Raw genomic sequence first — 25,528 nt, 5'->3', positions numbered from 1 at the left:
GAGGCTCCTGTGAAAAGCGGCCCCGCTCGAAGCGGGGGTCGGGTAACTCAGATCTCAGCAGCGAGGCGCGAGCCCTGATTGATGGCGCGTTTGGCATCCAGCTCTGCGGCGACATCCGCTCCACCGATCAGATGCACCTTGGCGCCCGCCGCCTCGAGTTCGGCCTGAAGCTCACGCAACGGATCCTGCCCTGCACAGACGATCACGGTATCCACCGGCAGGACTTGCGGTTCGCCTCCGGCGACGCGGATATGCAGGCCCTGGTCGTCCACCTTGAGGTATTCCACGGAGCTGATCATCTGCACCTGCTTGTTCTTCAAGCCGGTGCGATGAATCCAACCGGTGGTCTTGCCCAGCCCATTTCCGACCTTGGATTTCTTGCGCTGCAGCAGAAAGACCTGGCGTGCCGGCGCGTGCGGTACCGGTTGAATGCCGGCCACCCCGCCACGCGCTTCGAGCCCAGGGTCGATCCCCCACTCTTTCCAGAACGCCTCACGGTCCAGACTGGTCGACTGGCCTTGATGGGTGATGAATTCCGAAACGTCGAAGCCGATACCGCCAGCTCCGATGACGGCAACGCGTTGCCCCACCGGTTTACGTTGCAGGATCGCATCGAGGTAACCGATCACCATCGGATGCTCCATGCCCGGAATCGCTGGCGTGCGCGGCGCGATGCCGGTGGCGAGGATGATCTCGTCGTAACCGCCGGCCAGCAGATCCGCCGCACCGACACGGGTATTCAGGCGAACATCGACACCGGTGCTTTTCAGTTTGCTGTCGAAATAACGCAGGGTTTCGTAGAACTCTTCCTTGCCCGGGACGCGCTTGGCCACGTTGAACTGGCCGCCGATTTCGCTACCCGAATCGAACAGGGTTACCTGATGGCCACGCTCGGCGGCGACGGTAGCCGCCGCCAGACCGGCCGGGCCTGCGCCGACCACGGCAATCTTTTTCACCGCTGCGGTGGGAATGTAGTTCAGCTCGGTCTCGTAGCAGGCCCGCGGATTGACCAGACAGGTTGTGAGCTTGCCGCTGAATGTATGGTCGAGACAGGCCTGGTTGCAACCGATGCAGGTGTTGATGGTATCGCTGCGATCGGCAGCCGCTTTGTTGACGAAATCCGGATCGGCCAGGAACGGGCGCGCCATCGATACCATGTCGGCGTCGCCTTCGGCCAGCACCTGCTCGGCAACTTCCGGCGTATTGATGCGGTTGGTGGTCACCAGCGGAATGCTCACCTCGCCGCGCAGCTTCGCCGTTACTTTGGTGAACGCCGCGCGCGGCACTTTGGTGGCGATGGTGGGAATACGCGCCTCGTGCCAACCGATGCCGGTGTTAATCAGTGTCGCGCCGGCCCGCTCGATGGCTTTGGCCAACGTCACGACTTCTTCCCAGGCGCTGCCGCCTTCCATCAGATCGAGCATGGACAGGCGGTAGATGATGATGAACTCAGGCCCCACCGCTTCCCTCACCCGGCGCACGATTTCCACGGGCAGGCGCATGCGGTTTTCGTAACTGCCACCCCAGCCGTCCGTGCGGTGGTTGGTATGGGCGACCAGGAACTGGTTGATGAAGTAGCCTTCCGAACCCATGATCTCCACGCCATCATAGCCGGCCTGCTGGGCCAGGCTCGCGCAATTGACGAAGTCACGGATCTGCTTTTCGATCCCCTCTTCGTCCAGCTCGCGCGGCGTGAAGGGGTTGATCGGCGCCTGGATGGCGCTGGGCGCTACCAGTTGCGGGCTATACGCATAACGGCCGGCATGGAGGATCTGCATGCAGATCTTGCCGCCCGCCTCATGGACGGCTTGGGTGACTATCTTGTGCTCTTCGGCTTCCGCGGTGGTCGACAGCTTGGCCGCCCCCGCACGCACCGAGCCCTCTTCGTTTGGGCCTACACCGCCGGTGACGATCAGGCCGACACCACCACGTGCCCGTTCGGCAAAAAACGCCGCCATGCGCTCGAAACCGTTGGGCATTTCCTCGAGACCGGTATGCATCGACCCCATCAGCGTACGGTTGCGCAACGTGGTGAAACCCAGATCCAACGGGGCAAGCAGGTGCGGAAAAGCGGTCATGGTCAATCCTCGGTCAGGCGGCGCGAGAGTGGTGCGCTGTAATCATCGGTAAAGTCGCCACGTCTCATGGGATCGTGGTCGCTATGCGGCGAAGATAAACAGGCGCCGCGATGCGCTCAATGATCGAAACTCACAACTGCCTGACCCTAGCGTGCAAAACACTTGGCAATCGTGAACGATATACCTAGTCTTCCGCACATGCCCTCAGTAGCGTTTTTCCATGCGTACCTACAGCAAACTGCTCGGTTTGACCGCCCTCGCCCTTGCCGCGCTCGTCATCTATCTAGACTGGACGGGTGACCGACGCAGCGGCCCATTGCTGTCCGATCTGCGCACGCTGCCGATTAATAGCCAGGGCCAGCCGGGGACTGCAGGTAATCTGCTGGGGATAGAAACGCGGCTGTTGCCGGCCGATTATCAGAGCAGGGAGCGGCTGCAGCTGAAGTTCACCACCTACCTCGATCAGGCGCGCGATGCCGGTCTGTTGAACCCGCGAACGGTCGTCGTGCTACCGGAGCATGTCGGTACCGGTCTGTTTGCCTTGGGTGAAAAGCCCGAAGTACAGCAGGCACGTACGCTGCGCGATGCCATGCAGTGGATGGCATTGAGCAACCCCTGGGACTATCTGCGCGCACTGTTTGCCAACGAGGGCGGCGACCACCGCACCGAGGCCGTGCTGAAAATCAAGGGGCGGCAAATGGCCGCCGACTATCAACTTATCTTCGGCAATCTCGCGCGCGACTACGGCGTCACGCTGGTCGCCGGCTCTATCGTGCTGCCCGAGCCGCGCCTCGAGGATGGCCGTCTACGGATTGGCGATGGTCCGTTGCGGCAGGTCAGTCTCAGTTTCTCCGCAGACGGCCAGCCCATTGGTCCGTTGCAATACAAGATTGCCTTAAGCCGCTATGAGCGTCGCTACAGCCAGGCACCTGACGTACCATCGTCTACGCTGTTCACGCCGGCCGGGCGCCTGGCTGTGCTGATCGGCTGCGACGGCTATATCCGCCAGCCACCTGCCGACGCGGAGCTGCTCGCCCTCCCCGGTGCGCGCCATGACCCGCACGCCAGTTGCGCAACCGCACCCATGCCGCACACGTCGCTGCCCCGCATGGAAGTACGCACGTTCGGGCTGCCCTGGAATCTGGTCGGCTCGCCCCGTCGACCCGCACCGCAGCATTACAACACGCCAGTGCAACTGAACAATCTGTGGCTGCCGGAGCGCTCGTGAATCGCCAACGGGTGCGCCTCGGTGACCTCTCGGTTGGCTTCGTGCACAGCCTGAGCAGTGCCCTACAGGAAAAACAAATCGATCCGCAGCCGCTGCTGGACGCTTACGGTCTGGACCTGGCGCGCCTGTCCGAGCCACGCGCGCGGCTGTCCATTCCGCGTTATATGCGCCTCGGCCACGCGGCTATCCAGCTGACTGGAGACCCGAGCCTGGGCCTAGAAATGGGGCGACTGCGCAAGGCCGGTCATCTGGGTCTGGTCGGAATAACCTCCGCCCAGGCGCCAACCGTTCGCGAAGCGGCACGCACCCTGATTCGCTACGAGCCGCTGTACGCATCCAACTACCGGGGCGCTTCGGCGTTTCATGAGGACGCCGGAGGGGCTTGGCTGCGCTTCTATTCGATCAGTCCCTACAACAGCTACAACCAGTTCGTCGTGGATACGGTACTGGCTAGCTGGGTCACGCAATTGGCCACTGTTGCTGCGTGTCCGATAACGCCAGTGGCGATTCATATCGAGTTCGAACGTCCCGACTATGCCGCGCGATACGAGCCAGTCTTCACGAAACCCATCGAGTTCGCGGCCGAGCACAATCAACTGCGACTGGACAAAGCCACACTGGCGCTGCGCAATCCGGAACATTGTCCCGGCACCTGGCGCCAGCTATTGGAGTTTTGCGAGGCGGAACTGGAACAGCGGACCCGGACACGCAGCCTGCGCGAGCGGGTCACGCAACTTCTGGGGCCGATGCTCAAAGGCGGGGAGCCGGACCTGCAGCAGATCGCCAGCCGGCTGCGGCTGCCATCCTGGACGTTGCGGCGCAAGCTGGAAGAGGAAGGCACTAGTTACCGGGCGATCCTCAACGACACACGCCGCGACCTGGCGATGACCTATATTCGCGACACCGAATTGGCGTTCGGCGAAATCGCCTGGCTTCTGGGCTTTTCCTCGGCGGAAGCTTTTCAGCGCGCATTCAAGCGCTGGAGCGGGCAAACGCCCGGCGAATACCGGCGCCAGCAACGGCGTGCCGGCTGATTAGCTAAAGTTCGAAGGCGTCTTCGGCCGGCTCGGGACCATCCTGCTCGGCGGCGTGCCATTCGAGTATTTCGTCTTGGTAGTCATCCATAGGAGCGCTCCTCGTATTGGGTCTCTATTCGACAAATCCGTACCAGCACGCTAACGCGAGTACATGACCGAAACATGAACCGTTGCGCACCGATATTGGAATATCTGAATAGCTCAAGCTCACCGCCACCACAACGCGCCTAAACGCCGCACAGCACGCACTTGGCGCGACGCTCATGGAGTTGTCAGCCCAGCGGCCGTCATGAACTGACGCAGCAACCAGGCGACTACGCCAAGCGCCAACACGCTTGTTGACCAGATCAGCACGAGCCAAGTCATGCGCTTCCATAACGGTTTGGGCTCTGATGCACTGCTTTCGTGCTTTTTCTGCATCGGTTGCTTCATGACGAAACCAACTCAGTGATAGCCATCTTCGGCACTGACCTTTCCCCTGAATACGTAGTAGCTCCAAGCCGTGTACATCAGGATCAGTGGAATGATCAGCAGCGCCCCGACCAGCGTGAAACCCTGACTCTGCGGCGGCGCAGCAGCGTCCCAAATGCTAACCGACGGCGGAATGATGTTCGGCCAGAGGCTGATGCCCAGCCCGCTGTAACCAAGAAAGATCAGCGCCAGGGTAAACAGGAACGGCGAATAATGGGCGTAGCGCGCGATCGACCGCAGCAACCCGTATGTGCACAGCAGTACCAGGATTGGCACCGGCATGAAGAGAAACAGGTTCGGCATGCTGAACCAACGCTCGGCGATATCTGGATGCGTTAGAGGAGTCCAGATACTCACGACACCGGTCACTGCCAATAAGGCCCAAACTAGCGGCACACCGATATCGTGCATGCGCCGCTGCAGATCACCGCCGGTTTTCATGATCAGCCAGGTGCAACCCAACAAGGCATAAGCGACGATCAAGGCCAGCCCGCAGAACACCGAGAACGGCGTCAACCAATCCAGCGGGCCACCGGCATAGGCCCGATCGGCCACCGGAAAGCCGTGAATGAAGGCGCCCAGCGCGACGCCTTGGAAAAAGGTTGCGGCGAGCGAGCCACCAATGAAGGCCTTGTCCCAGATATGTTGGCGCGCAGCGCTCGCCTTGAAACGAAACTCGAAGGCGACACCACGAAAAATCAGCCCCATCAGCATGAAAATGATCGGCAGATACAGAGCGGACAGCACGACTGAATAAGCGAGCGGGAAGGCCGCGAATAGCCCGGCGCCACCCAGCACCAGCCAGGTCTCGTTGCCATCCCAGATCGGCGCCACGGTGTTCATCGCGACGTCACGCTCGGAACTGTCAGCAAGGAACGGAAAGAGAATTCCGATCCCCAGGTCGAAGCCGTCCATCACGACGTACATCATGATCCCGAAAATAATGATCACGGCCCAGATCAGCGAAAGATCGACGCCCATATTCAGTTCCTCTCGCCCAGTTGATCGCCGTGCTCGTGGGGAATCGCCTCGTCGGCGGCGGAAATCGGCCGCATCGGCGTTCTATTTTCACCGGGCCCACCTGCACCCTTCTCTTTGCCTTCGTGGGTGACCGGCCCCTTCGCAATCAGCCGCAGCACGTAGACGAAACCGATGCCGAACACTGCGAAGTAGATGAGCACGAACAACGCCAACGTCAGGCCCAGCTGTTCGGCACCATGATTCGAGACTGCGTCGGCGGTGCGCATCACGCCGTAAATCACCCATGGCTGCCGCCCGATTTCCGTCGTGAACCAACCGGCGAGAATTGCGATGATCCCCGAAGGCCCCATGCACAATGCCAGCCGCAGAAACGCACGTGACTCATACAACTTGCCGCTGCGCCGCAGCAAAAGACTCCACACGCCAGTGAGGATCATCAGAAAACCCAGCGCGACCATTATCCGGAACGTCCAAAACACGATGGTCGAGTTGGGCCGGTCTTCTGGGGGGAAATCTTTGAGGGCCGGAATGGGCTCGGTCAGGCTGTGTTTGAGGATCAGGCTGCCGAGGTACGGAATTTCCACCTTGAAGCGCGTCTCTTCACGCTCCATGTCAGGCCAGCCAAACAGCAGCAGAGGGGTTGGCTCGCCAGACGAGTTATCCCAGTGCCCTTCCATCGCAGCGATCTTTGCGGGTTGGTGTTCGAGCGTATTCAGCCCATGAAAATCGCCGACCACGGCCTGAATCGGGGCGACGATCAGCGCCATCCACATGGCCATGGACAGCATCTTGCGAACCGCCGGATTATCTCGTCCACGCAGCAGGTGCCAAGCCGCCGAAGCGCCCACCATGAAAGCCGTGGCGAGGAACGCCGCGATTGCCATGTGCGTCAGCCGGTATGGAAACGATGGATTGAAGACGATGGCGAACCAGTCCACCGGTACCACGATGCCATTGATAATCTCGTGGCCCTGAGGGGTGTGCATCCAGCTGTTGGAAGCGAGAATCCAGAAGGTTGAAATCAAAGTGCCGACCGCCACCATGATCGTGGAAAAGAAGTGCAGACCCGGCCCAACACGGTTCCAGCCAAAAAGCATGACGCCGAGGAACCCGGCCTCAAGGAAGAACGCGGTCAAAACCTCATAGGCCAGCAATGGCCCGGTCACGCTGCCGGCGAACTCTGAGAACGCGCTCCAGTTGGTGCCGAACTGATAAGCCATAACGATGCCGGAGACTACGCCCATGCCGAAGTTGACGGCGAAGATCTTCAGCCAGAAGTGGTAGAGGTCGCGATACACACCACGTTTGGTCTTGAGCCACAGACCTTCCAGCACAGCGAGAAAACTGGCCAGCCCGATGGTTATCGCCGGGAAGATAATGTGAAAGGAAATGGTGAAAGCGAATTGGATCCGCGCAAGCTCGAGAGCTTCCAAACCGAACATTCAAGGCCCCTCGTCAGTTAGCCGCGTGCCCCTGGCATATGGATGTCGTCACGCATTACTGACAGCAAGAAACCGCAAGGGTGCGCTCTATCGCTCGTCAACCGCGTCACTGGACCCCAGAACGCGTCATAACAGTGCAGACCAAGAGAACAGGAGTGCGTAAACATCGCTGCACGGTGCGATCAGGCGACGCCCCTATATGCAGAGAGCGGATGCGTAACTAAGAAAGCTGGGCGGTAATCAATTACTTATCCGCACGGCAGAGCGGCGCGACCAAAGGAGCCAAAGCCAGCCAGAACGCTCTCGAATGGATACGCTAATCGTGGCGAATCAGAAATCAGAAACGCAAAAAGCGACCCTAAGGTCGCTTTTTGCGAGACTTCCCGACAGACATGGCCAGGAAGTAAATATGGCGCAGCGGACGGGACTCGAACCCGCGACCCCCGGCGTGACAGGCCGGTATTCTAACCGACTGAACTACCGCTGCGCGTCGGCCGGACTTTCGTCCGAATCGCAAGGCTTGCTGTTAAGCACTGACCAACTGAGTAAGCAACCGGTTGATCGCCTTGCGAGGCGCGCAATTTACGCACCCACCACAGCCAAGTCAACTGTGCGCAGCGTTTTTTTCAGAAAAAATCCGGCCATTTGCAATCACAGCCAGTAATCGCATGCCGCCGGGCACCTTTTGCCCCAAAAACAGTCATTTGCACTGGCTATTTTAGGTGCTTCAGTTGTTATGGTCTGGTCTAGACTCCAGGCATGCTGGACATCGACGGTACCCACCAACCGCTATCCAATAACGTTCACCCTTATTCAGTATCACGGAGTGCCTGGCTTGGCTTCCACCGCCGCCCTGCAGAACGTTCGCCAATACGCGCCGCTGATCGTCAGCGCGGCTATGATCGTGCTCTTCGGTCTCTATCTGGCTGGTCAGATCAGGGAATGGCTGCAACTAACCCAGGCACCTTCGGCGGCTGCCGCGCAGAGCAGTCAGCCAGCGGGTGTCGCGCCGGATCTGCAACGCATGGAAAGCCTATTCGGCACCCCTGTGTCCACCAGCCAGAGCTACACAGCCGGGACATCGAATTCCGATCTGATCTTGCTAGGCAGCTTCGTACATGCCGATCCAGCCCGTTCCACGGCAATAATCCAGCTGAGCGGCTTCCCACCACAGCTATATCGGGTCGAAGAGGAACTGGAACCGGATGTCAGCCTGTACAGCGTTCACCCTGACAGAGTCGAAATACTGAGAGGCGGCCGCGTCGAAAGCCTGTATTTCCCGAGCGTTCGCTCCGCTACGGCGGTACCTGACAACCTGCCGGACTACAGCGACCCTGCGGAGACGGATTACGTCGATCCGCAAGCGGAAATGCTGCAACAGCAGATGGAAGCACTCCGCCAACAGATGGAAGGGGCCACCAGCCCCCCAGAAGCCATGCCCACCGATGAACAGCCCACGGAAGACGACTGACTGATGCTGCCTTTTTCCTCTCGCCCGTTGATTGCACTGATCGCCGTTGGCGTACTCGCCGCTCCCCTGCCCTTACTGGCGGTCGATCCCGGAATCGAGCCGAGCGAAACCCAACAGGACGGCTGGACGATCAACCTCAAGGACGCCGACATTCGCGCCTTCGTCGATCAGATCAGTCAACTGACGGGGCAGACCTTCATCGTGGACCCACGGGTCAAGGGACAGGTCAGTGTCGTGTCATCGACGACGCTCTCGCTAGCAGAGGTCTACCAGCTGTTCCTGTCGGTCATGGCGACTCACGGTTTCAGCGTACTCACCCAGGGCGAAGTCACGCGAATCGTGCCGAATGCCGAAGCGAAATCGGAGGCAGGCGGAGGCCCGGCCGGCGGCGATCTGCTTGAAACCCGCGTCATTCAGGTCCAGCACACCTCCGCCACAGAATTGATTCCACTTATTCGCCCGCTGGTCCCGCAATATGGTCACCTCGCCGCGGTTGGTTCGGCCAACGCACTGATCATCAGTGATCGCAGTGCAAACATCGCACGCATCGAAGATCTGGTCCGTCAGCTCGACCGCGCCCAAACCGATGACCACAGCGTGGTCAATTTGCAATACGGCTGGGCCGTAGACATTGCCGAGGTGCTGCGCAACACTCTGTCACGAGGCGAAGCCCGGGATACCGCGGGCGCGCAGATCATTGCTGATTCGCGCACCAATCGACTGATCTTTACCGGGCCGGAGCAGGCGCGACAGAAACTCGCCAATCTGGCGAAGACGCTCGATACGCCAAGCACCCGATCGGCCAATACGCGCGTCATCCGCCTGCGCCATAACGATGCCAAGTCCTTGGCCGAGACCCTCGGCGATATTTCCGAAGGTCTGGCGACACCAGTGGATGGCGAGGTTCAGGGCGGCCGTTCGCAGAACATCCTGATTCGCGCCGATGAAAGCCTCAACGCCCTTGTCATGCTCGCCGAACCCGAGCTGATCGGCACCCTGGAATCGATCGTGCGTCAGCTCGATATTCCGCGTGCGCAGGTTATGGTCGAGGCTGCCATCGTTGAAGTATCCGGAGATATCACCGACGCACTCGGCGTTCAATGGGCGGTCGATGCGCGTGGCGGCACAGGCGGAGCCGGTGGCGTCAGCTTCGGCAATACCGGCATATCCATTGGCAGCGTGCTCAATGCGATCAACGAGAACGAGATTCCAAGCAACCTTCCCGATGGGGCCATCATCGGCGTCGGCACACGCAGCTTCGGTGCCTTGATCACTGCGCTGTCGGCCAACAGCAAGAGCAACTTGTTGTCGACGCCCAGTCTGCTGACGCTCGACAACCAGGAAGCCGAAATTCTTGTCGGGCAGAACGTGCCCTTTCAGACCGGCAGTTACACGACGGACTCTTCCGGTGCAAACAACCCCTTCACCACGATCGAGCGGCAGGATATTGGCGTGACGCTGAAGGTGATACCGCACATCAACGACGGCGCCACGCTACGTCTGGAAATCGAACAGGAAATCTCCTCGATCGCACCATCGGCAAGCCTTTCAGCGCAGGCGGTCGATTTGGTAACCAACAAGCGTTCTATCAAGAGCACCATTCTCGCCGAAGATGGTCAGGTGATCGTGCTGGGTGGACTCATCCAGGATGACGTGACCCAGACCAACTCCAAGGTTCCGCTGCTTGGTGACATTCCGCTGCTCGGCGCGCTGTTCCGCTCCACGCAGGAAAGCCACGTCAAGCGCAATCTGATGGTGTTTCTGCGGCCGACCGTTATCCGAGATCGTGCTGGGCTGGCGGCCCTGTCCGGCAAGAAATATAGCGATATCCGGGTCATCGAGACTGGATCGGAAAGCCCGACCATCCTTCCAGCCACACCCGAGCGGCTGTTCGACGGTCAAGGTCAGCCAGCACCGGCGATCGACCTCCGCTCCAACGAACCGGAGCAGCGCCGTGCGATTCCCAAAGCGCCCGCAACGCAACGGGCCCCGGCGGTCTCCGCTCCCCTGTCGCAACCGGAACAGACAACGATTCGTTCGGGCTGGGCCGTTCAGGTAGCCAGCCTGCAGAACCGCGACAGCGCCGAAGCGCTACGGAGCAAGCTGGTCAATGAAGGGTTCGATGCCTATATCAGAACGACAGGCCGAACACATCGCATATTCGTCGGGCCAATGGAACAGCGCCAGGAAGCCAGCCGGGTCCGCGACCAGCTCTCCGAGGAACAGCGCCTGGATGGCTTCGTAGTGAATTTTGAAGCTGGAGACAACTGAGATATCCCTGCAATCCGTATTGAGGACGAACCTTCGTCCTCAATTCAGTATCACAGTGCAGCCAACCCTCGGGCGAGGTCAGCCTTCAAATCAGCCACATCTTCCAAACCCACGGCCACACGAATCAGACTGTCACGGATTCCGGCCGTTGCGCGATCTTCTGGCGAAAGCCGACCGTGCGTGGTTGATCCCGGATGAGTGATGGTGGTCTTGCTGTCGCCCAGATTCGCGGTGATAGAGATCAACCGGGTCGCGTCGATGAAACGCCACGCACCCTCCTTGCCTCCCGCCACCTCGAAGCTTAGCACCGCCCCAAAGCCTTTCTGTTGGCGTTTGGCCAGCTCGTGCTGAGGATGACTTGGCAGGCCGGCGTAGTAGACCTTTTCAACATTCGGTTGCTGCTCGAGCCACTCAGCGAGCGTCTGCGCGCTCGCACAATGCGCCTGCATACGCAGCCGCAAGGTTTCCAGCCCCTTGAGAAATACCCACGCATTGAACGGGCTCAGCGTTGGACCCGCGGTGCGCAGAAAGCCCACCACTTCTTTCATCTGCTCGGCTCGACCGGCCACTACGCCGCCCAAACAGCGCCCCTGGCCGTCGATGTACTTAGTGGCGGAATGAATAACGATGTCAGCACCGAGCGCCAACGGTTGCTGCAGGACCGGTGTGCAAAAACAGTTATCCACCGCCAGCATCGCGCCCTTGGCATGGCAGAGTTCGGCCAACGCCTCGATATCGACCAACTCGGCAAGCGGGTTCGAAGGTGACTCGACGAATACCAGGCGGGTATTGGATTTGAATGCGGGCTCCCAAACGTCAACTTGCGTGAGCGGGACGTAGTCGACTTCTAGCCCGAAGCGTTTCAGATACTTCTCGAACAACGAAACCGTCGCACCGAAGACGCTGCGCGAAACGAGCACATGATCGCCGGCGGAGCACAGGCTCATCACCGTTGCCAGGATCGCAGCCATCCCAGATGCGGTCGCTACGGCCTGCTCGGCACCTTCCATCGCGGCGATACGCTCTTCGAACGCACGCACAGTGGGGTTGGTGTAGCGCGAATAGACATTTCCCGGCACTTCGCCGGCAAAACGTGCGGCGGCGTCGGCGGCACTCCGGAACACATAGCTGGATGTGAAGAACAGCGGCTCGCCATGCTCACCTTCTGGCGAGCGGTGCTGCCCTGCACGAACAGCCAGTGTATCCATGCCCACTCCGGACAGATCACTGTCCAGCCGGCCTGCGTCCCAGTCAGTTGTCATAAATTGTCCACCCTGAACGGAGGCGGCAAGCCGCCGGGTTGTCGATCAGTTGTTATGTAGATCGATGATAGCGCTGCCCGTGATGCTCTTGCTTTTGCTCAAGTCGTTACGTGCCTGCTCGATTTTGTGCAAGTAGACCTCGTCGATATCGCCGGTCACGTACTTGCCATCGAACACCGCGCAATCGAAATTCTCGATCTTCACCTTGCCGCCACCGACCGCATCGATCAGATCATCCAGATCCTGATAAACCAGCCAGTCGGCGCCGATCAGTTCTGCGACTTCCTCAGTGCTGCGATTATGTGCGATGAGCTCGTGGGCGCTGGGCATGTCGATGCCGTACACGTTCGGGTAGCGAACGGCCGGTGCGGCGGAGCAGAAATAGACATTCTTCGCCCCTGCTTCGCGGGCCATCTGGATGATCTGCTTGCAGGTGGTGCCGCGGACGATGGAGTCATCCACCAGCATGACGTTCTTGCCACGGAACTCGAGATCGATGGCATTGAGCTTCTGTCGCACCGATTTCTTGCGCGCCGCCTGACCCGGCATGATGAAGGTCCGGCCGATGTAGCGGTTCTTGACGAAGCCTTCTCGAAACTTCACTCCCAGCCGGTTAGCCAGCTCCAGCGCCGCAGTACGGCTGGTGTCAGGAATCGGAATGACCACGTCAATATCGTGATCTGGACGTTCGCGAAGAATCTTGTCGGCCAGCTTTTCGCCCATCCGCAGACGGGCCTTGTATACCGACACGCCATCCATCAGGGAATCCGAACGCGCAAGGTAGACGTGCTCGAAGATGCAAGGCGCGTAATGGGGGTTCGGCGCGCACTGACGGGTATGCAGCTTGCCGTCCGATGTGATGTAAACCGCTTCGCCGGGCGCGAGATCCCGGATCAACGAGAAGCCCAGCACATCCAGCGCGACGCTTTCGGAGGCGATCATGTATTCGACGCCGTGCTCGGTATGCCGCTGCCCGAACACGATTGGGCGAATGGCATTCGGGTCGCGGAAACCGACGATGCCGTAGCCCGTCACCATGGCCACCACCGCGTAGCCGCCGACACAACGCTCATGGACCTTGGCCACGGCCGCGAAAACGTCCTCTTCGGTGGGCTGCAGCTTGCCGCGCACCGCCAACTCATGAGCGAACACGTTGAGCAGCACTTCCGAATCGGAGTTGGTGTTCACATGGCGCAGGTCGGATTCGTAGATTTCCTTGGTCAGCTGATCGACGTTGGTCAGGTTGCCGTTGTGCGCCAGCGTAATGCCATACGGGGAGTTCACATAGAACGGCTGCGCCTCCGCTGAACTGGAGCTGCCCGCAGTGGGATAACGTACGTGACCGATTCCCATGTTACCGACTAGGCGCTGCATGTGACGCTGTTGAAAGACGTCGCGGACCAACCCGTTGTCCTTGCGCAGAAACAGCTTGCCGCCGTCACTGGTTACGATTCCGGCCGCATCCTGCCCACGATGTTGCAGTACGGTAAGTGCGTCATATAACGCCTGATTGACGTTCGACTTACCGACGATGCCGACAATGCCACACATGCAAGGAACCTCTCAGTTAATACAGGCTGACCCGGACATGACACAGACCTGAAGGCCCTCGGCACACCCGTTGAAAAATGCTCGTCTCAGCCGGAAGCATCGAGCGAGCCGGCTACCCACTGGCTTCCAAACCCGAGAATCAGGTTTTTCGACCAGTCGGCAACCAATAGAAAATGGGGCAGCAGTGTCGATTCACGCCACCACGGATCCTGTTGTACAGGCGCGAGGCTGAGCAAACCAACGAGCACAACGATCAAAAGCCCGCCACGAGCCGCACCGAATACCATTCCAAGAAAGCGATCCGTGCCTGACAAGCCGGTTACCCGGACCAGCTCCCCGATGAGGAAATTAACCAGCGCGCCGACCAGTAGCGTCACGATGAACAGAATCGCGCATGCCGCGATGACCTGAAAAGAAGGGGTACTGATGAACTCGGCAAGATGATGGGACAGCGCACCACCGAACATCCAGGCAACCACGCCAGCAATGATCCAGGTGAGCAGCGAAAGCGCTTCCTTGACGAAGCCGCGTTTCAAGCTGATCAGGCTGGAGATGACCACAACGGCGATAAACGCCCAATCGACCCAGGTGAGCGTCACAGGGTTTCCTGCTAAGGAGAAAGGCGGCGCATTTTAGCAGAGCGCCCGCAAAGGGGTAAGCAGACAATCATGCTTACCCGCGGAGCTGCGGGACGACCAGCGACAAGCTGAGGTCCCCTTGCTTAACCCTGTTCAGGCTTGAAACGAACGACGAACCCGTTCAGCTTCTGCTGGCGTTGTAGTTGATCACGAAGGCGGTTGGCTTCCGCTCGCTCGACAAGCGGCCCGACGAAGACCCGGTTCATCCCGTCTGCGGTACGTATATAAGCGTTATACCCCTGGGAACGCAGCGTCTTCTGCAGCTTGTCGGCATTCTCGCGACTCGACAGGCTGGCCAACTGCACCGACCAGCTGATCGGCAAATTGGCCGTGTCCAGTCGTTTCTCTTCTGGAGCGGCCGACGGCGCCTCGACGGTTACCGGCTCAGGTGTTGCTGGCGCGGGCGCCGGCTCGGCAGGGGCTGGAGCCGGCTTGATAGGAGTCGCAGGCGCTTCGGGCTGGGAAGCTGCATTCTCCTCAATGATTTCGAACTCTTCCGGGAAAGGCTCGACCTCCGGCTCAGGCACTTCCACAGGTTGCGCCTCGATAACAGGCGCAGCAGGCGCTTCGGGCATACTCGGCGCATCCACGACTATTTGCCGGCCGGCATCTTCGCGGTTGAACAGCATCGGAACGAATATTACCGCCAGTGCCAGAAGCACCAAGGCGCCAACGATACGCTGCAACAATCCCCTATCTACCAAGACCATGTTCTCCACTGGTTGCGTGCCGATCAATCCAGCTCAGCGCATCGGCCACACAGTAAAAAGACCCGAACAGCAATATCTCATCGCCATCGACAGCCAGATCGCACTGCCCTTCGAGCGCTTGGAATATCCCCGGATAGATAGTGACGCTTGCGTTGCGCTCCATCAATGCCTTACTCAACTCGACTGCCGAGCGTGAGCGCGGCGTAACCAGTGGCGCAACCGCCCAGACGTCGACCACGGGTAACAACGCATCGATTACGCCAGCCAAATCCTTGTCGGCCAGCAGACCGAATACCGCCAGCCGACGACCAGGCTTCGGTTGTCGCTGCAGGTGTCTGGCTAGATATTCTGCCGCGTGCGGGTTGTGCCCGACATCAAGCAATATCGACAACTCACGCCCCTGCCAACGGATCGTACGACGATCCAGACGCCCGGTGACACGCGTACTCAGCAGAGCCTCGACCACCCGCTCCGGTTGCCAGGACGACTGGAGCAATGCAAACGCTTGTAACGCCACGGCTGCATTTTCCAGAGGCAATGCCAGCATCGGCAAATTCCGCAGCTCCAACGGGTTACCCGCCCCGTCTCGGCCACGCCAGTGCCAACGGGTCGTCTCCACCGCCAGATCGAAATCACGTCCACGGACCAGCAACGGCACAGCCGCCTCAGTCGCGTTCTTCAGCATAGAGTCTGGCGGAGCCGGATCACCACATACGGCAGGCGTTGCAGGGCGGAATATTCCAGCTTTTTCAAACGCCACGCTTTCGCGTGTATTGCCAAGCCATTCGGCATGGTCCAGTCCGATATTGGTGACGACCGCCACGTCGGCATCGACCAGATTCACCGCATCGAGACGGCCACCCAGCCCGACTTCCAGCACCACGGCGTCCAGCGCCTCACGTTCGAAAAGCCAGAAAGCGGCGAGCGTGCCCATTTCGAAATAGGTCAGTGACACTGAACCTCGTGCTTGCTCGACCGCCTCGAATGCTTCACATAACGCCTCGTCACTGGCATCCGTCCCGTTGAGACGAACGCGCTCGTTGTAACGCAGCAGATGAGGCGAGCTGTAGACACCCACCTTCTTGCCCTGCCCAGCGAGCATCTGGGCGATGAAAGCGCAGGTCGACCCCTTGCCATTGGTGCCGGTGACAGTGACCACCTGGGGAGCCGGGCGCTTGAGACCAAGCTTTGTCGCCACCTCACGGCAGCGATCAAGGCCCATATCGATAGTAGTGGGATGCAGCTGCTCAAGATAATCGAGCCAGTTCTGCAAACTCCGCCGGCTCATGCGCTGGCCGTTACCAAGGCAGGCTCCGCCGGGGTCGGCAGATGTTGCAACTGAGCGAGAAGACGCGACAAGCGGGGACGCAACTCGGAGCGCGGGACGATCAGGTCGATAGCACCGTGGTCAAGCAGGAACTCACTGCGCTGAAAACCTTCCGGTAGCTTTTCACGCACCGTCTGCTCGATCACGCGCGGCCCGGCAAAGCCGATCAGGGCCTTGGGCTCGGCGACGATGACATCGCCTAGCATGGCCAAACTTGCCGATACGCCGCCGTAAACCGGGTCGGTAAGTACGGAAATGAACGGCAATCCTTCTTCGCGCATGCGGGCCAGCACTGCGGAGGTCTTGGCCATCTGCATAAGGGAGATCAATGCTTCCTGCATGCGGGCACCACCGGAAGCAGCGAAGCAAATCAGCGGACAACGCTGCTCAAGCGCGGCATTGGCGGCCTGAACGAAGCGCTCCCCGACGATCGCACCCATGGAACCACCCATGAAGGAGAACTCGAACGCGCAGGCCACGACCGGCATGTTCATCAACGTACCCCGCATGGCGACCAGCGCATCCTTTTCGCCGGTCTGTTTCTGCGCGGCGGACAGGCGATCCTTATATTTCTTGCTATCGCGAAACTTCAGTCGGTCGACAGGCTCGAGGTCGGCGCCGATCTCTTCGCGCTCCTCCTTGTCGAGAAAAATATCCAGACGCGTACGTGCGTCGATGCGCATGTGATGCTGGCATTTCGGGCAGACATCCAGCGTTTTTTCCAGCTCCGGGCGATACAGCACCGCCTCGCAGGACGGACATTTGTGCCACAAGCCCTCGGGCACTGAACTCTTCTGCGTTTCCGAGCGCATGATCGAAGGGATCAGCTTGTCTACTAGCCAGTTGCTCATGCTTTTATTCTCCACAGCTTGTCAGTCCCGCGCGTAACGACTGCACGCACCGGCAAAATTCATCGTTGCGACCGGTCTCCAGTCGGAGCTCACTGCGTCGCGTAGGCGATAGCCGAGGAAGCGCTATCGCTGAAGTCTGATCGCCGTCTGGCACCAGATCGGTAACAGTGGCGAGTTTCGCCAAACCAGCGAATGGTAACTGGACGGCAATGATCCGGTGCTCGTCACATCGAAGCTCTTACCGACCGAACGAAGTCCTGCACTTTCTGCGCATCTTTGACGCCCTTGCTCAGCTCTACTCCCCCACTCACGTCGACGGCGAACGGACGTACCTCGGCCAGCGCCTGACGAACATTTTGCGAAGTCAGCCCGCCAGCCAATATCAGCGGTTTGGGCAGATCTGCAGGGATCAGGGACCAATCGAACACCTCGCCCGTCCCGCCAGGAACTCCGGCAACAAAGGTATCGAGCAGAATTGCGCTAGCCCCAACGTAGCGTGCGACCTGCGCCCGGACATCCTCACCCGCCTTGACTCTGAGCGCCTTGTACCACGGCCGATGAAAGCCTTCGCAGTCTGCCGGCGTTTCGTCACCATGAAATTGCAGTACATCCAGCGACACGGCATCCAGTGTTTCATTGATTTCGCAACGCGATGCGTTGACGAACAAGCCTACAGTGGTGACGAAAGGCGGCAGAGCGGCAATGATGGCCCGAGCCTGCTGGATATTTACCGCGCGCGGGCTCTTCGCATAGAACACCAGGCCAATCGCATCCGCACCGGCTTCGGCGGCTACGAGCGCGTCCTCAACCCGGGTGATTCCACATATCTTGCTACGAACAATAGGCAACGGCAGGCACCTGCGATAGAAGACCCCGGATGGTAACAAAAGCGCCACAGGCTGCAACCCGCATCACTTTATCGTCCGTTTCCGAAGGATGACCCGCCGCTTGTCCCGCCGCTGGCATCAGGTCGAATGATTTCGCACATCCGGCAGGCCAGACAGGAAATGCGGTCCAAGATAACGCTCAGGCAATTCGAACTGCTCCGGATAATCCACTTGAACGAGGTACAAGCCATAGGGATGCGCGGTAACACCCCCTGTCCGCCTTACGCGCGACTCCAACACTTCCCTTGCCCATTCCACCGGGCGTTCGCCTGCCCCGATAGTCATCAACACACCGGCGAAGTTACGCACCATGTGGTGCAGAAAGGCATTGGCACGAACGTCGATCACGATCAGCCTGCCATACTCGAGCAGCTCCAGATGGTGGATGGTTTTGATCGGTGATTTCGCCTGGCACTGGCGCGCTCTGAAAGCACTGAAGTCGTGAGTCCCGACGAATGCTTTCGCCGCTTCACGCATATGCGTGATATCCAGTGGCCGGTGGTTCCAAGTTACTTCTTCGGCGAGATGAGCCGGGCGAATCTGGTCGTTGTAGATGACGTAACGATAACGGCGCGCCATGGCGCTGAAACGCGCATCGAAGCTCTTGGGCATTTCCTTGGCCCAGGTCACGCTGATATCACCCGGCAGGTTCATGTTCGCGCCCATTACCCAGGCGTGCATGGACCGCGTCACTGGCGTATCGAAATGCACCACCTGGGCGCAGGCATGAACGAGCGCATCGGTACGCCCGGCACAACTTAGCGTCACCGGGTGCCCGCCGGCTACCTTGCTCAAGGCATTTTCCAGTGAGAGCTGAATCGACGGCACGCCATCGCGTTGCCGTTGAAACCCACGATAACGGGAACCCTTATATTCCACGCCAAGGGCAATTCTGAAAACGTCAGCGGCAGCCGATAGGGCTGCCGCTTCAGGTACTGCTTCGATCATGGTCAGGCTAGTTTGGCGAGCATCTCTCGCGCCTCTTGCTGCTGGGTATCGCTGCCCTCGTTCATGACCTCATCGAGGATGTCGCGAGCGCCTTCGGCATCACCCATATCGATATAGGCGCGGGCAAGGTCCAGCTTGGTGGTGGTTTCATCGGTGTCGGCGAAGAAATCGAAATCATCGTCAAGCGCTTCCGAGGTTGACTCGACCTCAATCGCTGCCTCCGGCTCTGGTCGGTCGAGCGGCTCATCCATGTCTCGCGCCAAGACTTCAGGCTCAGTTTCGACCTCATCGAACTCGGAGATAAACGTTTCAGATACCGCTCCGCCGCTGGTCTCGTCAGGAACTGACAGATCGAACTCATCCGGCATGTCCGCAGACTGGATAGGATCGGAGAGCTGAAAATCAAAGTCCTCGGCAGCAGGCTCGCCCGCTACTGGCTTCGACAGTTCTTCGTCGAGGTCTAACAGCACATCGTCATCGGCAGTAGGCGCTTTCGGCTGATCTTCAAGATCGAGCGAGAAACCGGCAAGTTCGGCTTCAAGGGATTGCATATCCGCTTCGGACGATTTGTCTAGGTCAAATGCGAACTCGTCGGCGGCCTGCTCCTGCGCAGCGGCTTCAAGATTGAGGTCGTCGAAATTGAGCTCGTCAAGCTCCTCTGATGTCTCGCCAGCCGGGGCTACGGCTGTTCGAGTCAGCTCATCATCGAGTTCAAGATCGTCCAGACTCAGGTCAAAGGCATCATCCGACACTTGATCAGCAGCCGGCGCCGAAGCCGGTTCGTTAAGCTGGAGATCATCCAGGCTGAAGCTCTCAAAATCATTGGCGCTTGTCGCGGCGGTTGCCGCAGCGAAGCCAGTTGCTGCAGCCATTGCCGGATAACGGAGCTTCGTCTGTTCAATTGCGTCCAACGAGCCCCCGATTTCGCGGAGCTCCGCCTCTTGCCGAGCGAAACCATCCCGATCACCAAGTTCGGCATAGACTTCCATCAGCTTCAATCGCAGGTCACTGCGCTGCGGCTCATCATTCAATGCATTCTGCAGCAGGTCGGCAGCCTGATTGAAACGTCCATAAGCGATGTAGATATCGGCCTCAGCCAACGGGTCGTTGGTGGCGGCAGCGAGCGAGTCAGCCGAATGTTCACCGCTGTCTTTCTCGGTCGACTCCACAGCGGACGAGTCGAGATCCTGCTGCGCCATGTAGAACGTGTCAGGTGAACTATCGGCAAGCAGGCTTTCCTGCAGCTCAGCTTCCTTCAAAGCGTTGCGGCGGGACAACGCCATCAGCCCGACCAGCAATAGCAAAAGGGCTCCGCCACCCAAGGCGCCGAGGAGAATGGGATTGGCCAACAGCTCGTCGACGTAGCTATCGGCTTCAGGCTCTTGTACCGCTGGAGCCGATACTGCGGGAGCCGGTGTGACTGGCGCCTGTGCCGCCGGCTCCGTACCTGCCGCTGCCTCTCCTTGGGTCGCTGCCGGGGCCACCACCTCAGCACCAGCAACTTCGGGCTCGGCAGTGGTTTCGGTTACTACTTCGGGCGATTCCGGCGCAACGTTAGAGTTTGAATCAGTTTCACTGGACGAAGGCAGTGCGGATGTCGCATCGACTCCCGGCTCGGCCCCCGTTGCCAGTTGAGCTTGTAGCTTGGCCAACTGGTCGTCCTTGAGCTGCATCAGGCGCTGCAGCTTGTCGAGTTGCCCCTGGAGATCGTTGAGACGGTCCTTGAGATCCAGATTTTCGCGACGACTGGAATCAAGGCTTTCCTCGGTAACCGCGAGCTTGTCACGCAACGCCTGAGCGTCGGCTCCGTTTCCACTATCACTACCCGCTGTGGCTTCGTCGGCTTCCGGTGCGACCAAGCGGAGATTATCGCCCTGCTCGCTACGCGATGGTGCCGCTCCCACCGAATCACGCTGGGTCGCATCCAGCTGGCGCGTGCCTGTTGCGCCGGAGGCGGCAGCCTGACGCCAACTTGCGTTCTGTTGCGCGACTTGCTGAATCGCCTCAGCTTGTGACCGGCTACCGATTTGCTCGGCATTCGGCAGGCGAAGCACCTGACCGTTCTTCATTCGGTTGATGTTGCCAGCGATGAAGGCGTCAGGGTTCAGGTCTTGAATGGCCAGCATGGTCTGATGAACGGTGCCACCTTGGCGGGCGCGCTCGGCAATTTCCCACAGCGTGTCATTAGGCGTGACTTTATATTGCTCACCTTGCAGCGCGGAAGCGCCGGTAGGCGCTGAAGCAGGCCGCGTTGCGACTCGCGGCGCCGTCTCGGACCGAACGATTGGCGCTGCAATAGGCAACTGAGGGGCAACGGAAGCAGCGATTTCCGGCGAATAAAGCGGCGGGTCCAGCAGGAGCGTGTATTCGCGCAGTAGCCGACCGTTGGGCCAGAGCACCTCGATGAGGAAGTTCAGGTAGGGTTCGCGAACCGGCTTGGTCGATGAGACCCGGATAACGCTCTTGCCATCAGGGCGCAAAACAGGGGTAAAGGTCAGGTCCGTCAGGAAATACTGCCGGTCAACACCCGCCCGATTGAAATCTTCCGCAGATGCCAGAACCGGGACCACTTCACCCGGCGCCAGAGTTTTCGCATCCAGCAATTCGATTTCAGCCACCAGCGGTTGATTCAGTGCCGACTTCAGCGTGACCTCTCCCAGCCCCAGCGCGTACGCCATTTCGGAAGTCAGCGCGGTAGCAGCCGCGATTGCCAGCACCAGATTGCGAACCCGAACCATTATGTAATCCCTTGTTTTTTAACTTTTCTCGGATCTTCGAGAAGGGTCTTATAGACGCTGCCCGTGCCCGCCAGATGGCGGCCCCCCGTCAGCGATAAGCCTAAACAGCGCAGCTAGCTAGAATAGTTATTCGAATCGCCGGTAAGTATCTTTTACAGATAGTGTTTTATCAATAACTCACCAGACCGCACTGCATGGCCCGCCACGCCTTTTGCCACGTTATCAGACACAATCCACAATTCGCGTTCGCCTGTTTCAACGAAGCTGCAGCCTGCTCGCGAACCGGTAGCCCTTGTACTTCAATTCCGAACAAGACGCTCAACGAAACAATGCGAAACCCTGGCGGTGTAGTTATTGAAGCAATATCTATCGGCCCGCCACCTAAATATGGAAACGAAAAACAGCCCTTAACCGCGTCGATACCGACACATGGTGAGCCGTTCCGAAGGGCGTCACTGTAGCCGAAGCAGATCGTCCCGCAGCGAGGTTAAGCCTAAATCCGACGAACGCGCCATGCAGAGCCCTCGCTGCGGAACGCTCAGCTAGGCAGCTTCGACCAGATAAAAAAAGCGCCGCGGCTGTGCCGAGGCGCTTCGGTGTTTCCTTCCTTGCGGTTTAGCGTTCCAGAAGGATGCGCAACATCCGCCGCAAGGGTTCCGCGGCGCCCCAGAGCAGCTGGTCGCCCACGGTGAAGGCGCCCAGGTAATGAGAACCCATGTTCAGCTTGCGCAAACGACCGACAGGTACGTTCAGCGTGCCGGTCACCGAGGTCGGACTGAGCTCCTGCATGCTGGCGTCCCGATGATTCGGAATCAGCTTAACCCAAGGGTTGTGCTGGCTGATCATGCCCTCTATATCCGAGATCGGCACATCCTTGTTCAGCTTGATAGTCAGCGCCTGGCTATGGCAACGCATGGCGCCGATGCGCACGCAGATGCCGTCGACCGGAATCGGATTCTTGAAGCGCCCGAGGATCTTGTTGGTTTCGGCCTGTGCCTTCCACTCCTCGCGGCTCTGCCCGTTGGGCAGTTCCTTATCGATATAGGGAATCAGGCTACCGGCCAGCGGCACGCCGAAGTTATCTACCGGGAAGGACTCGGAACGCTGGCTCTCTGCGACCTTGCGGTCGATCTCCAGAATCGCACTGGCCGGGTCGGCCAGTTCATCGGCAACCGCAGCGTTGATGGTGCCCATCTGCTTGATCAGCTCGCGCATGTTCTGCGCACCGGCGCCGGACGCCGCCTGGTAGGTCATAGCGCTCATCCACTCGACCAGACCGTTCTCGAACAGGCCGCCGAGCCCCATCAGCATCAGGCTGACGGTGCAGTTGCCACCAATATAGTTGCGAGTGCCGGCATCGAGCTGCTGGTCGATCACCTTGCGGTTGACCGGGTCCAGCACAATGACCGCATCGTCCTGCATGCGCAGGGCGGAGGCAGCGTCGATCCAGTACCCATTCCAGCCGGCTTCGCGCAGCTTGGGGAATACTTCGTTGGTGTAGTCGCCACCCTGACAGGTCAGGATCACGTCGAGGCTTTTCAGCTCATCGACGCTGTAGGCATCCTTGAGCGGCGCGATGTCCTTGCCGATCGAAGGCCCCTGACCGCCTACGTTGGAAGTGGTAAAGAACACCGGCTCGATCAGGTCGAAGTCCCGCTCTTCCAGCATCCGCTGCATGAGCACGGAACCGACCATGCCGCGCCAACCGATCAGACCTACACGTTTCATCGCAACTACACCTATATAAAGTGACCCACCCGCTTTGAGAGCGGGCCAAGAGATTACAACTTCGCGAGCGCCGCGACTACCGCATCGCCCATTGCCTGAGTGCCGACCTTGTTACAGCCATCGGACCAGATGTCGCCGGTGCGCAGGCCTTGGTCGAGCACGTCGCTGACCGCTCGCTCAATGGCATCGGCCGCCGCCACCTGATTAAAGCTGTAGCGCAGCATCATCGATACCGAAAGGATGGTCGCCAGCGGATTGGCGATGCCCTTGCCAGCGATATCTGGCGCCGAGCCATGGCAAGGCTCGTACATGCCCTTGTTGTTAGCATCCAGCGACGCCGACGGCAGCATGCCGATGGAACCGGTGAGCATGGAAGCCTCGTCGGACAGGATGTCGCCGAACATGTTATCGGTAACGATCACGTCGAACTGCTTGGGCGCGCGGACCAGCTGCATGGCGGCATTATCGACATACATATGGCTGAGCTTGACGTCCGGATAATCTTTGCCGACCTCTTCCACTACCGCACGCCACAACTGGCTGGAGGCCAGCACGTTGGCCTTGTCCACCGAGCAGAGCTTCTTGTTGCGCACCATGGCCATGTCGAAACCGACCTTGGCGATACGGCGGATTTCGCTCTCGCTGTAAGGCAGAGTGTCGTAGGCCATACGCTCGCCGTTCTCCAACACTTTGCTTTCACGCGGCTGGCCAAAATAGATACCGCCGGTCAACTCACGCACGATGAGGATATCCAGGCCGGCAACGATCTCCGGCTTCAAACTCGACGCTTCGGCCAGCTGCGGATACAGCAGCGCCGGACGCAGGTTGCCGAACAGCCCCAGTTGCGAGCGGATCTTCAACAGGCCGCGCTCAGGACGGATGGCCGGATCGATGGCATCCCACTTGGGACCACCGACGGCGCCCAGCAGAATGGCATCGGCGGCACGGGCACGCTCGAGGGTTTCGTCAGCCAGCGGCACGCCGTATTTGTCGATGGCCGCGCCGCCCAGCTCGTCATAGATCAGTTCGAAGTTCAGCTGGAACTTGTCATTGGCCAGCTGCAGCACCTTGACCGCTTCGGCCATGATTTCCGGGCCGATGCCATCGCCAGGGAGAACCAGAATCTGTTTGGACATTTCCTATTCCTTATAAGGAGTCACTTCGGGGCCGGGGTGCTCCATAGGGTGGGCTTCAGCCCACCAGTAGCTCCGAGCCGTGTTGGTGGGCTGAAGCCCACCCTACCTCGTAATTTTCACCTACTTGATCGCGCCGAACAGCCACGGCTGGCTCTGCTGATGACGAGCTTCGAAGGCCTTGATGGCCTCGGCGTCCTGCAAGGTCAGGCCGATATCGTCCAGGCCGTTGAGCAGGCAGTGCTTGCGGAACGCGTCGACCTCGAAGCCGTACTGCTTGCCATCCGGGCGCGTCACGGTTTGCGCGGCCAAGTCGACGGTCAATTGATATCCCTCGGTGGCCTCTGCCTGCTCGAACAGCTCGTCCACCTCTTCGTCTTTAAGCACGATCGGTAACAGGCCGTTCTTAAAACTGTTGTTATAGAAGATGTCGGCATAACTCGGCGCGATGATGGTACGAAACCCGTACTCCTCCAGCGCCCATGGTGCGTGCTCACGGGATGAACCGCAGCCGAAGTTCTCACGCGCCAGCAGCACACTGGCGCCCCGATAGCGCGGGAAGTTCAGCACGAAATCCTGATTGACTGGACGCTGCGAAGAATCCTGGTTCGGCTGACCAACATCCAGATAGCGCCACTCATCGAACAGGTTCGGACCGAAACCGGTGCGCTTAATCGACTTCAGGAACTGCTTGGGAATGATCTGATCGGTATCGACATTGGCACGATCGAGCGGACAGACCAGGCCGGTGTGTTGGGTGAATGCTTTCATGTTTC

At 59.5% G+C, this 25,528-nt stretch carries 20 protein-coding genes, 1 tRNA gene and 1 pseudogene; 4 read left to right on the top strand and 18 right to left on the bottom strand.

Annotation, left to right across the window (positions count from 1 at the left end):
* Nucleotides 1–47: 47 nt before the first annotated feature.
* Nucleotides 48–2,078, bottom strand: a complete 2,031-nt coding sequence (locus NA647_RS06465) for an NADPH-dependent 2,4-dienoyl-CoA reductase (protein ID WP_256056932.1) — start codon at nucleotides 2,076–2,078, stop codon at nucleotides 48–50.
* 220 nt (nucleotides 2,079–2,298) lie between these two features.
* Between NA647_RS06465 and NA647_RS06460 the strand changes: the two genes are divergently transcribed.
* Nucleotides 2,299–3,306, top strand: coding sequence for a carbon-nitrogen hydrolase (locus NA647_RS06460; protein WP_256056931.1), 1,008 nt, complete (start codon nucleotides 2,299–2,301; stop codon nucleotides 3,304–3,306).
* A complete protein-coding gene (locus NA647_RS06455) occupies nucleotides 3,303–4,340 on the top strand; it encodes an AraC family transcriptional regulator (RefSeq protein WP_256056930.1) in 1,038 nt (345 codons plus the stop codon). The genes NA647_RS06460 and NA647_RS06455 overlap by 4 nt, the downstream gene beginning before the upstream one ends.
* 264 nt (nucleotides 4,341–4,604) lie before the next feature.
* On the opposite strand, the gene NA647_RS06450 is transcribed toward NA647_RS06455, so the two are convergent.
* From NA647_RS06450 to NA647_RS06435, 4 genes are all read right to left on the bottom strand, one after another.
* Entirely contained in the window at nucleotides 4,605–4,763 is a 159-nt protein-coding gene (locus NA647_RS06450) for a DUF2474 domain-containing protein (RefSeq protein ID WP_256057074.1), read from the bottom strand.
* 24 nt (nucleotides 4,764–4,787) lie between these two features.
* On the bottom strand, nucleotides 4,788–5,795 hold the full coding sequence (gene cydB / locus NA647_RS06445; protein ID WP_256056929.1) for a cytochrome d ubiquinol oxidase subunit II: 1,008 nt from the start codon (nucleotides 5,793–5,795) through the stop codon (nucleotides 4,788–4,790).
* Between the two features lie 2 nt (nucleotides 5,796–5,797).
* The gene (locus NA647_RS06440) at nucleotides 5,798–7,237 is read right to left on the bottom strand and encodes a cytochrome ubiquinol oxidase subunit I (RefSeq protein ID WP_256056928.1); all 1,440 of its coding nucleotides are present in this window, start codon (nucleotides 7,235–7,237) and stop codon (nucleotides 5,798–5,800) included.
* 410 nt (nucleotides 7,238–7,647) lie between these two features.
* A tRNA-Asp gene (locus tag NA647_RS06435) sits at nucleotides 7,648–7,724 on the bottom strand.
* A gap of 348 nt (nucleotides 7,725–8,072) precedes the next feature.
* On the opposite strand from NA647_RS06435, the gene NA647_RS06430 reads away from it, so the two are divergent.
* Nucleotides 8,073–8,708, top strand: a complete 636-nt coding sequence (locus NA647_RS06430; protein WP_256056927.1) for a type II secretion system protein N — start codon at nucleotides 8,073–8,075, stop codon at nucleotides 8,706–8,708.
* A 3-nt stretch (nucleotides 8,709–8,711) separates the two neighbouring features.
* Nucleotides 8,712–10,979, top strand: coding sequence for a type II secretion system secretin GspD (gene gspD, locus NA647_RS06425; RefSeq protein ID WP_256056926.1), 2,268 nt, complete (start codon nucleotides 8,712–8,714; stop codon nucleotides 10,977–10,979).
* Between the two features lie 50 nt (nucleotides 10,980–11,029).
* On the opposite strand, the gene NA647_RS06420 is transcribed toward gspD, so the two are convergent.
* From NA647_RS06420 to leuD, 13 genes and pseudogenes are all read right to left on the bottom strand, one after another.
* On the bottom strand, nucleotides 11,030–12,241 hold the full coding sequence (locus tag NA647_RS06420; RefSeq protein ID WP_256056925.1) for an O-succinylhomoserine sulfhydrylase: 1,212 nt from the start codon (nucleotides 12,239–12,241) through the stop codon (nucleotides 11,030–11,032).
* Nucleotides 12,242–12,286: 45 nt separating this feature from the next.
* Nucleotides 12,287–13,792, bottom strand: a complete 1,506-nt coding sequence (purF, locus tag NA647_RS06415; protein ID WP_131648440.1) for an amidophosphoribosyltransferase — start codon at nucleotides 13,790–13,792, stop codon at nucleotides 12,287–12,289.
* Nucleotides 13,793–13,878: 86 nt separating this feature from the next.
* Nucleotides 13,879–14,391, bottom strand: a complete 513-nt coding sequence (locus NA647_RS06410; RefSeq protein ID WP_181102296.1) for a CvpA family protein — start codon at nucleotides 14,389–14,391, stop codon at nucleotides 13,879–13,881.
* 122 nt (nucleotides 14,392–14,513) lie between these two features.
* Nucleotides 14,514–15,140 (bottom strand): SPOR domain-containing protein, encoded by a 627-nt coding sequence (locus NA647_RS06405; protein WP_256056924.1) that lies wholly within the window; start codon nucleotides 15,138–15,140, stop codon nucleotides 14,514–14,516.
* A complete protein-coding gene (gene folC, locus NA647_RS06400; protein WP_256056923.1) occupies nucleotides 15,124–16,428 on the bottom strand; it encodes a bifunctional tetrahydrofolate synthase/dihydrofolate synthase in 1,305 nt (434 codons plus the stop codon). Before folC ends, NA647_RS06405 begins: the two co-directional genes overlap by 17 nt.
* Entirely contained in the window at nucleotides 16,425–17,318 is an 894-nt protein-coding gene (accD, locus tag NA647_RS06395; RefSeq protein WP_256056922.1) for an acetyl-CoA carboxylase, carboxyltransferase subunit beta, read from the bottom strand. Before accD ends, folC begins: the two co-directional genes overlap by 4 nt.
* 224 nt (nucleotides 17,319–17,542) lie before the next feature.
* The gene (locus NA647_RS06390; protein WP_256056921.1) at nucleotides 17,543–18,166 is read right to left on the bottom strand and encodes a phosphoribosylanthranilate isomerase; all 624 of its coding nucleotides are present in this window, start codon (nucleotides 18,164–18,166) and stop codon (nucleotides 17,543–17,545) included.
* Nucleotides 18,167–18,283: 117 nt separating this feature from the next.
* A complete protein-coding gene (gene truA / locus NA647_RS06385) occupies nucleotides 18,284–19,153 on the bottom strand; it encodes a tRNA pseudouridine(38-40) synthase TruA (RefSeq protein ID WP_256056920.1) in 870 nt (289 codons plus the stop codon).
* Between the two features lie 2 nt (nucleotides 19,154–19,155).
* Entirely contained in the window at nucleotides 19,156–21,891 is a 2,736-nt protein-coding gene (locus tag NA647_RS06380; protein WP_256056919.1) for a FimV/HubP family polar landmark protein, read from the bottom strand.
* 152 nt (nucleotides 21,892–22,043) lie between these two features.
* A pseudogene (locus NA647_RS06375) lies at nucleotides 22,044–22,130 on the bottom strand (aspartate-semialdehyde dehydrogenase); the annotation flags it as partial.
* Between the two features lie 376 nt (nucleotides 22,131–22,506).
* Entirely contained in the window at nucleotides 22,507–23,619 is a 1,113-nt protein-coding gene (gene asd, locus NA647_RS06370; protein ID WP_256056918.1) for an aspartate-semialdehyde dehydrogenase, read from the bottom strand.
* 53 nt (nucleotides 23,620–23,672) lie between these two features.
* Nucleotides 23,673–24,755 (bottom strand): 3-isopropylmalate dehydrogenase, encoded by a 1,083-nt coding sequence (leuB, locus tag NA647_RS06365; RefSeq protein ID WP_256056917.1) that lies wholly within the window; start codon nucleotides 24,753–24,755, stop codon nucleotides 23,673–23,675.
* A gap of 120 nt (nucleotides 24,756–24,875) precedes the next feature.
* Nucleotides 24,876–25,523, bottom strand: coding sequence for a 3-isopropylmalate dehydratase small subunit (gene leuD, locus NA647_RS06360; protein ID WP_256048149.1), 648 nt, complete (start codon nucleotides 25,521–25,523; stop codon nucleotides 24,876–24,878).
* Nucleotides 25,524–25,528: the final 5 nt, after the last annotated feature.

The sequence above is a fragment of the Stutzerimonas stutzeri genome, from assembly GCF_024448985.1.
GTDB lineage: Bacteria > Pseudomonadota > Gammaproteobacteria > Pseudomonadales > Pseudomonadaceae > Stutzerimonas > Stutzerimonas stutzeri_AP.
The sequence above is the reverse complement of the archived record's forward strand: the minus strand, read 5'-3'. Positions and strand labels throughout refer to the sequence as shown.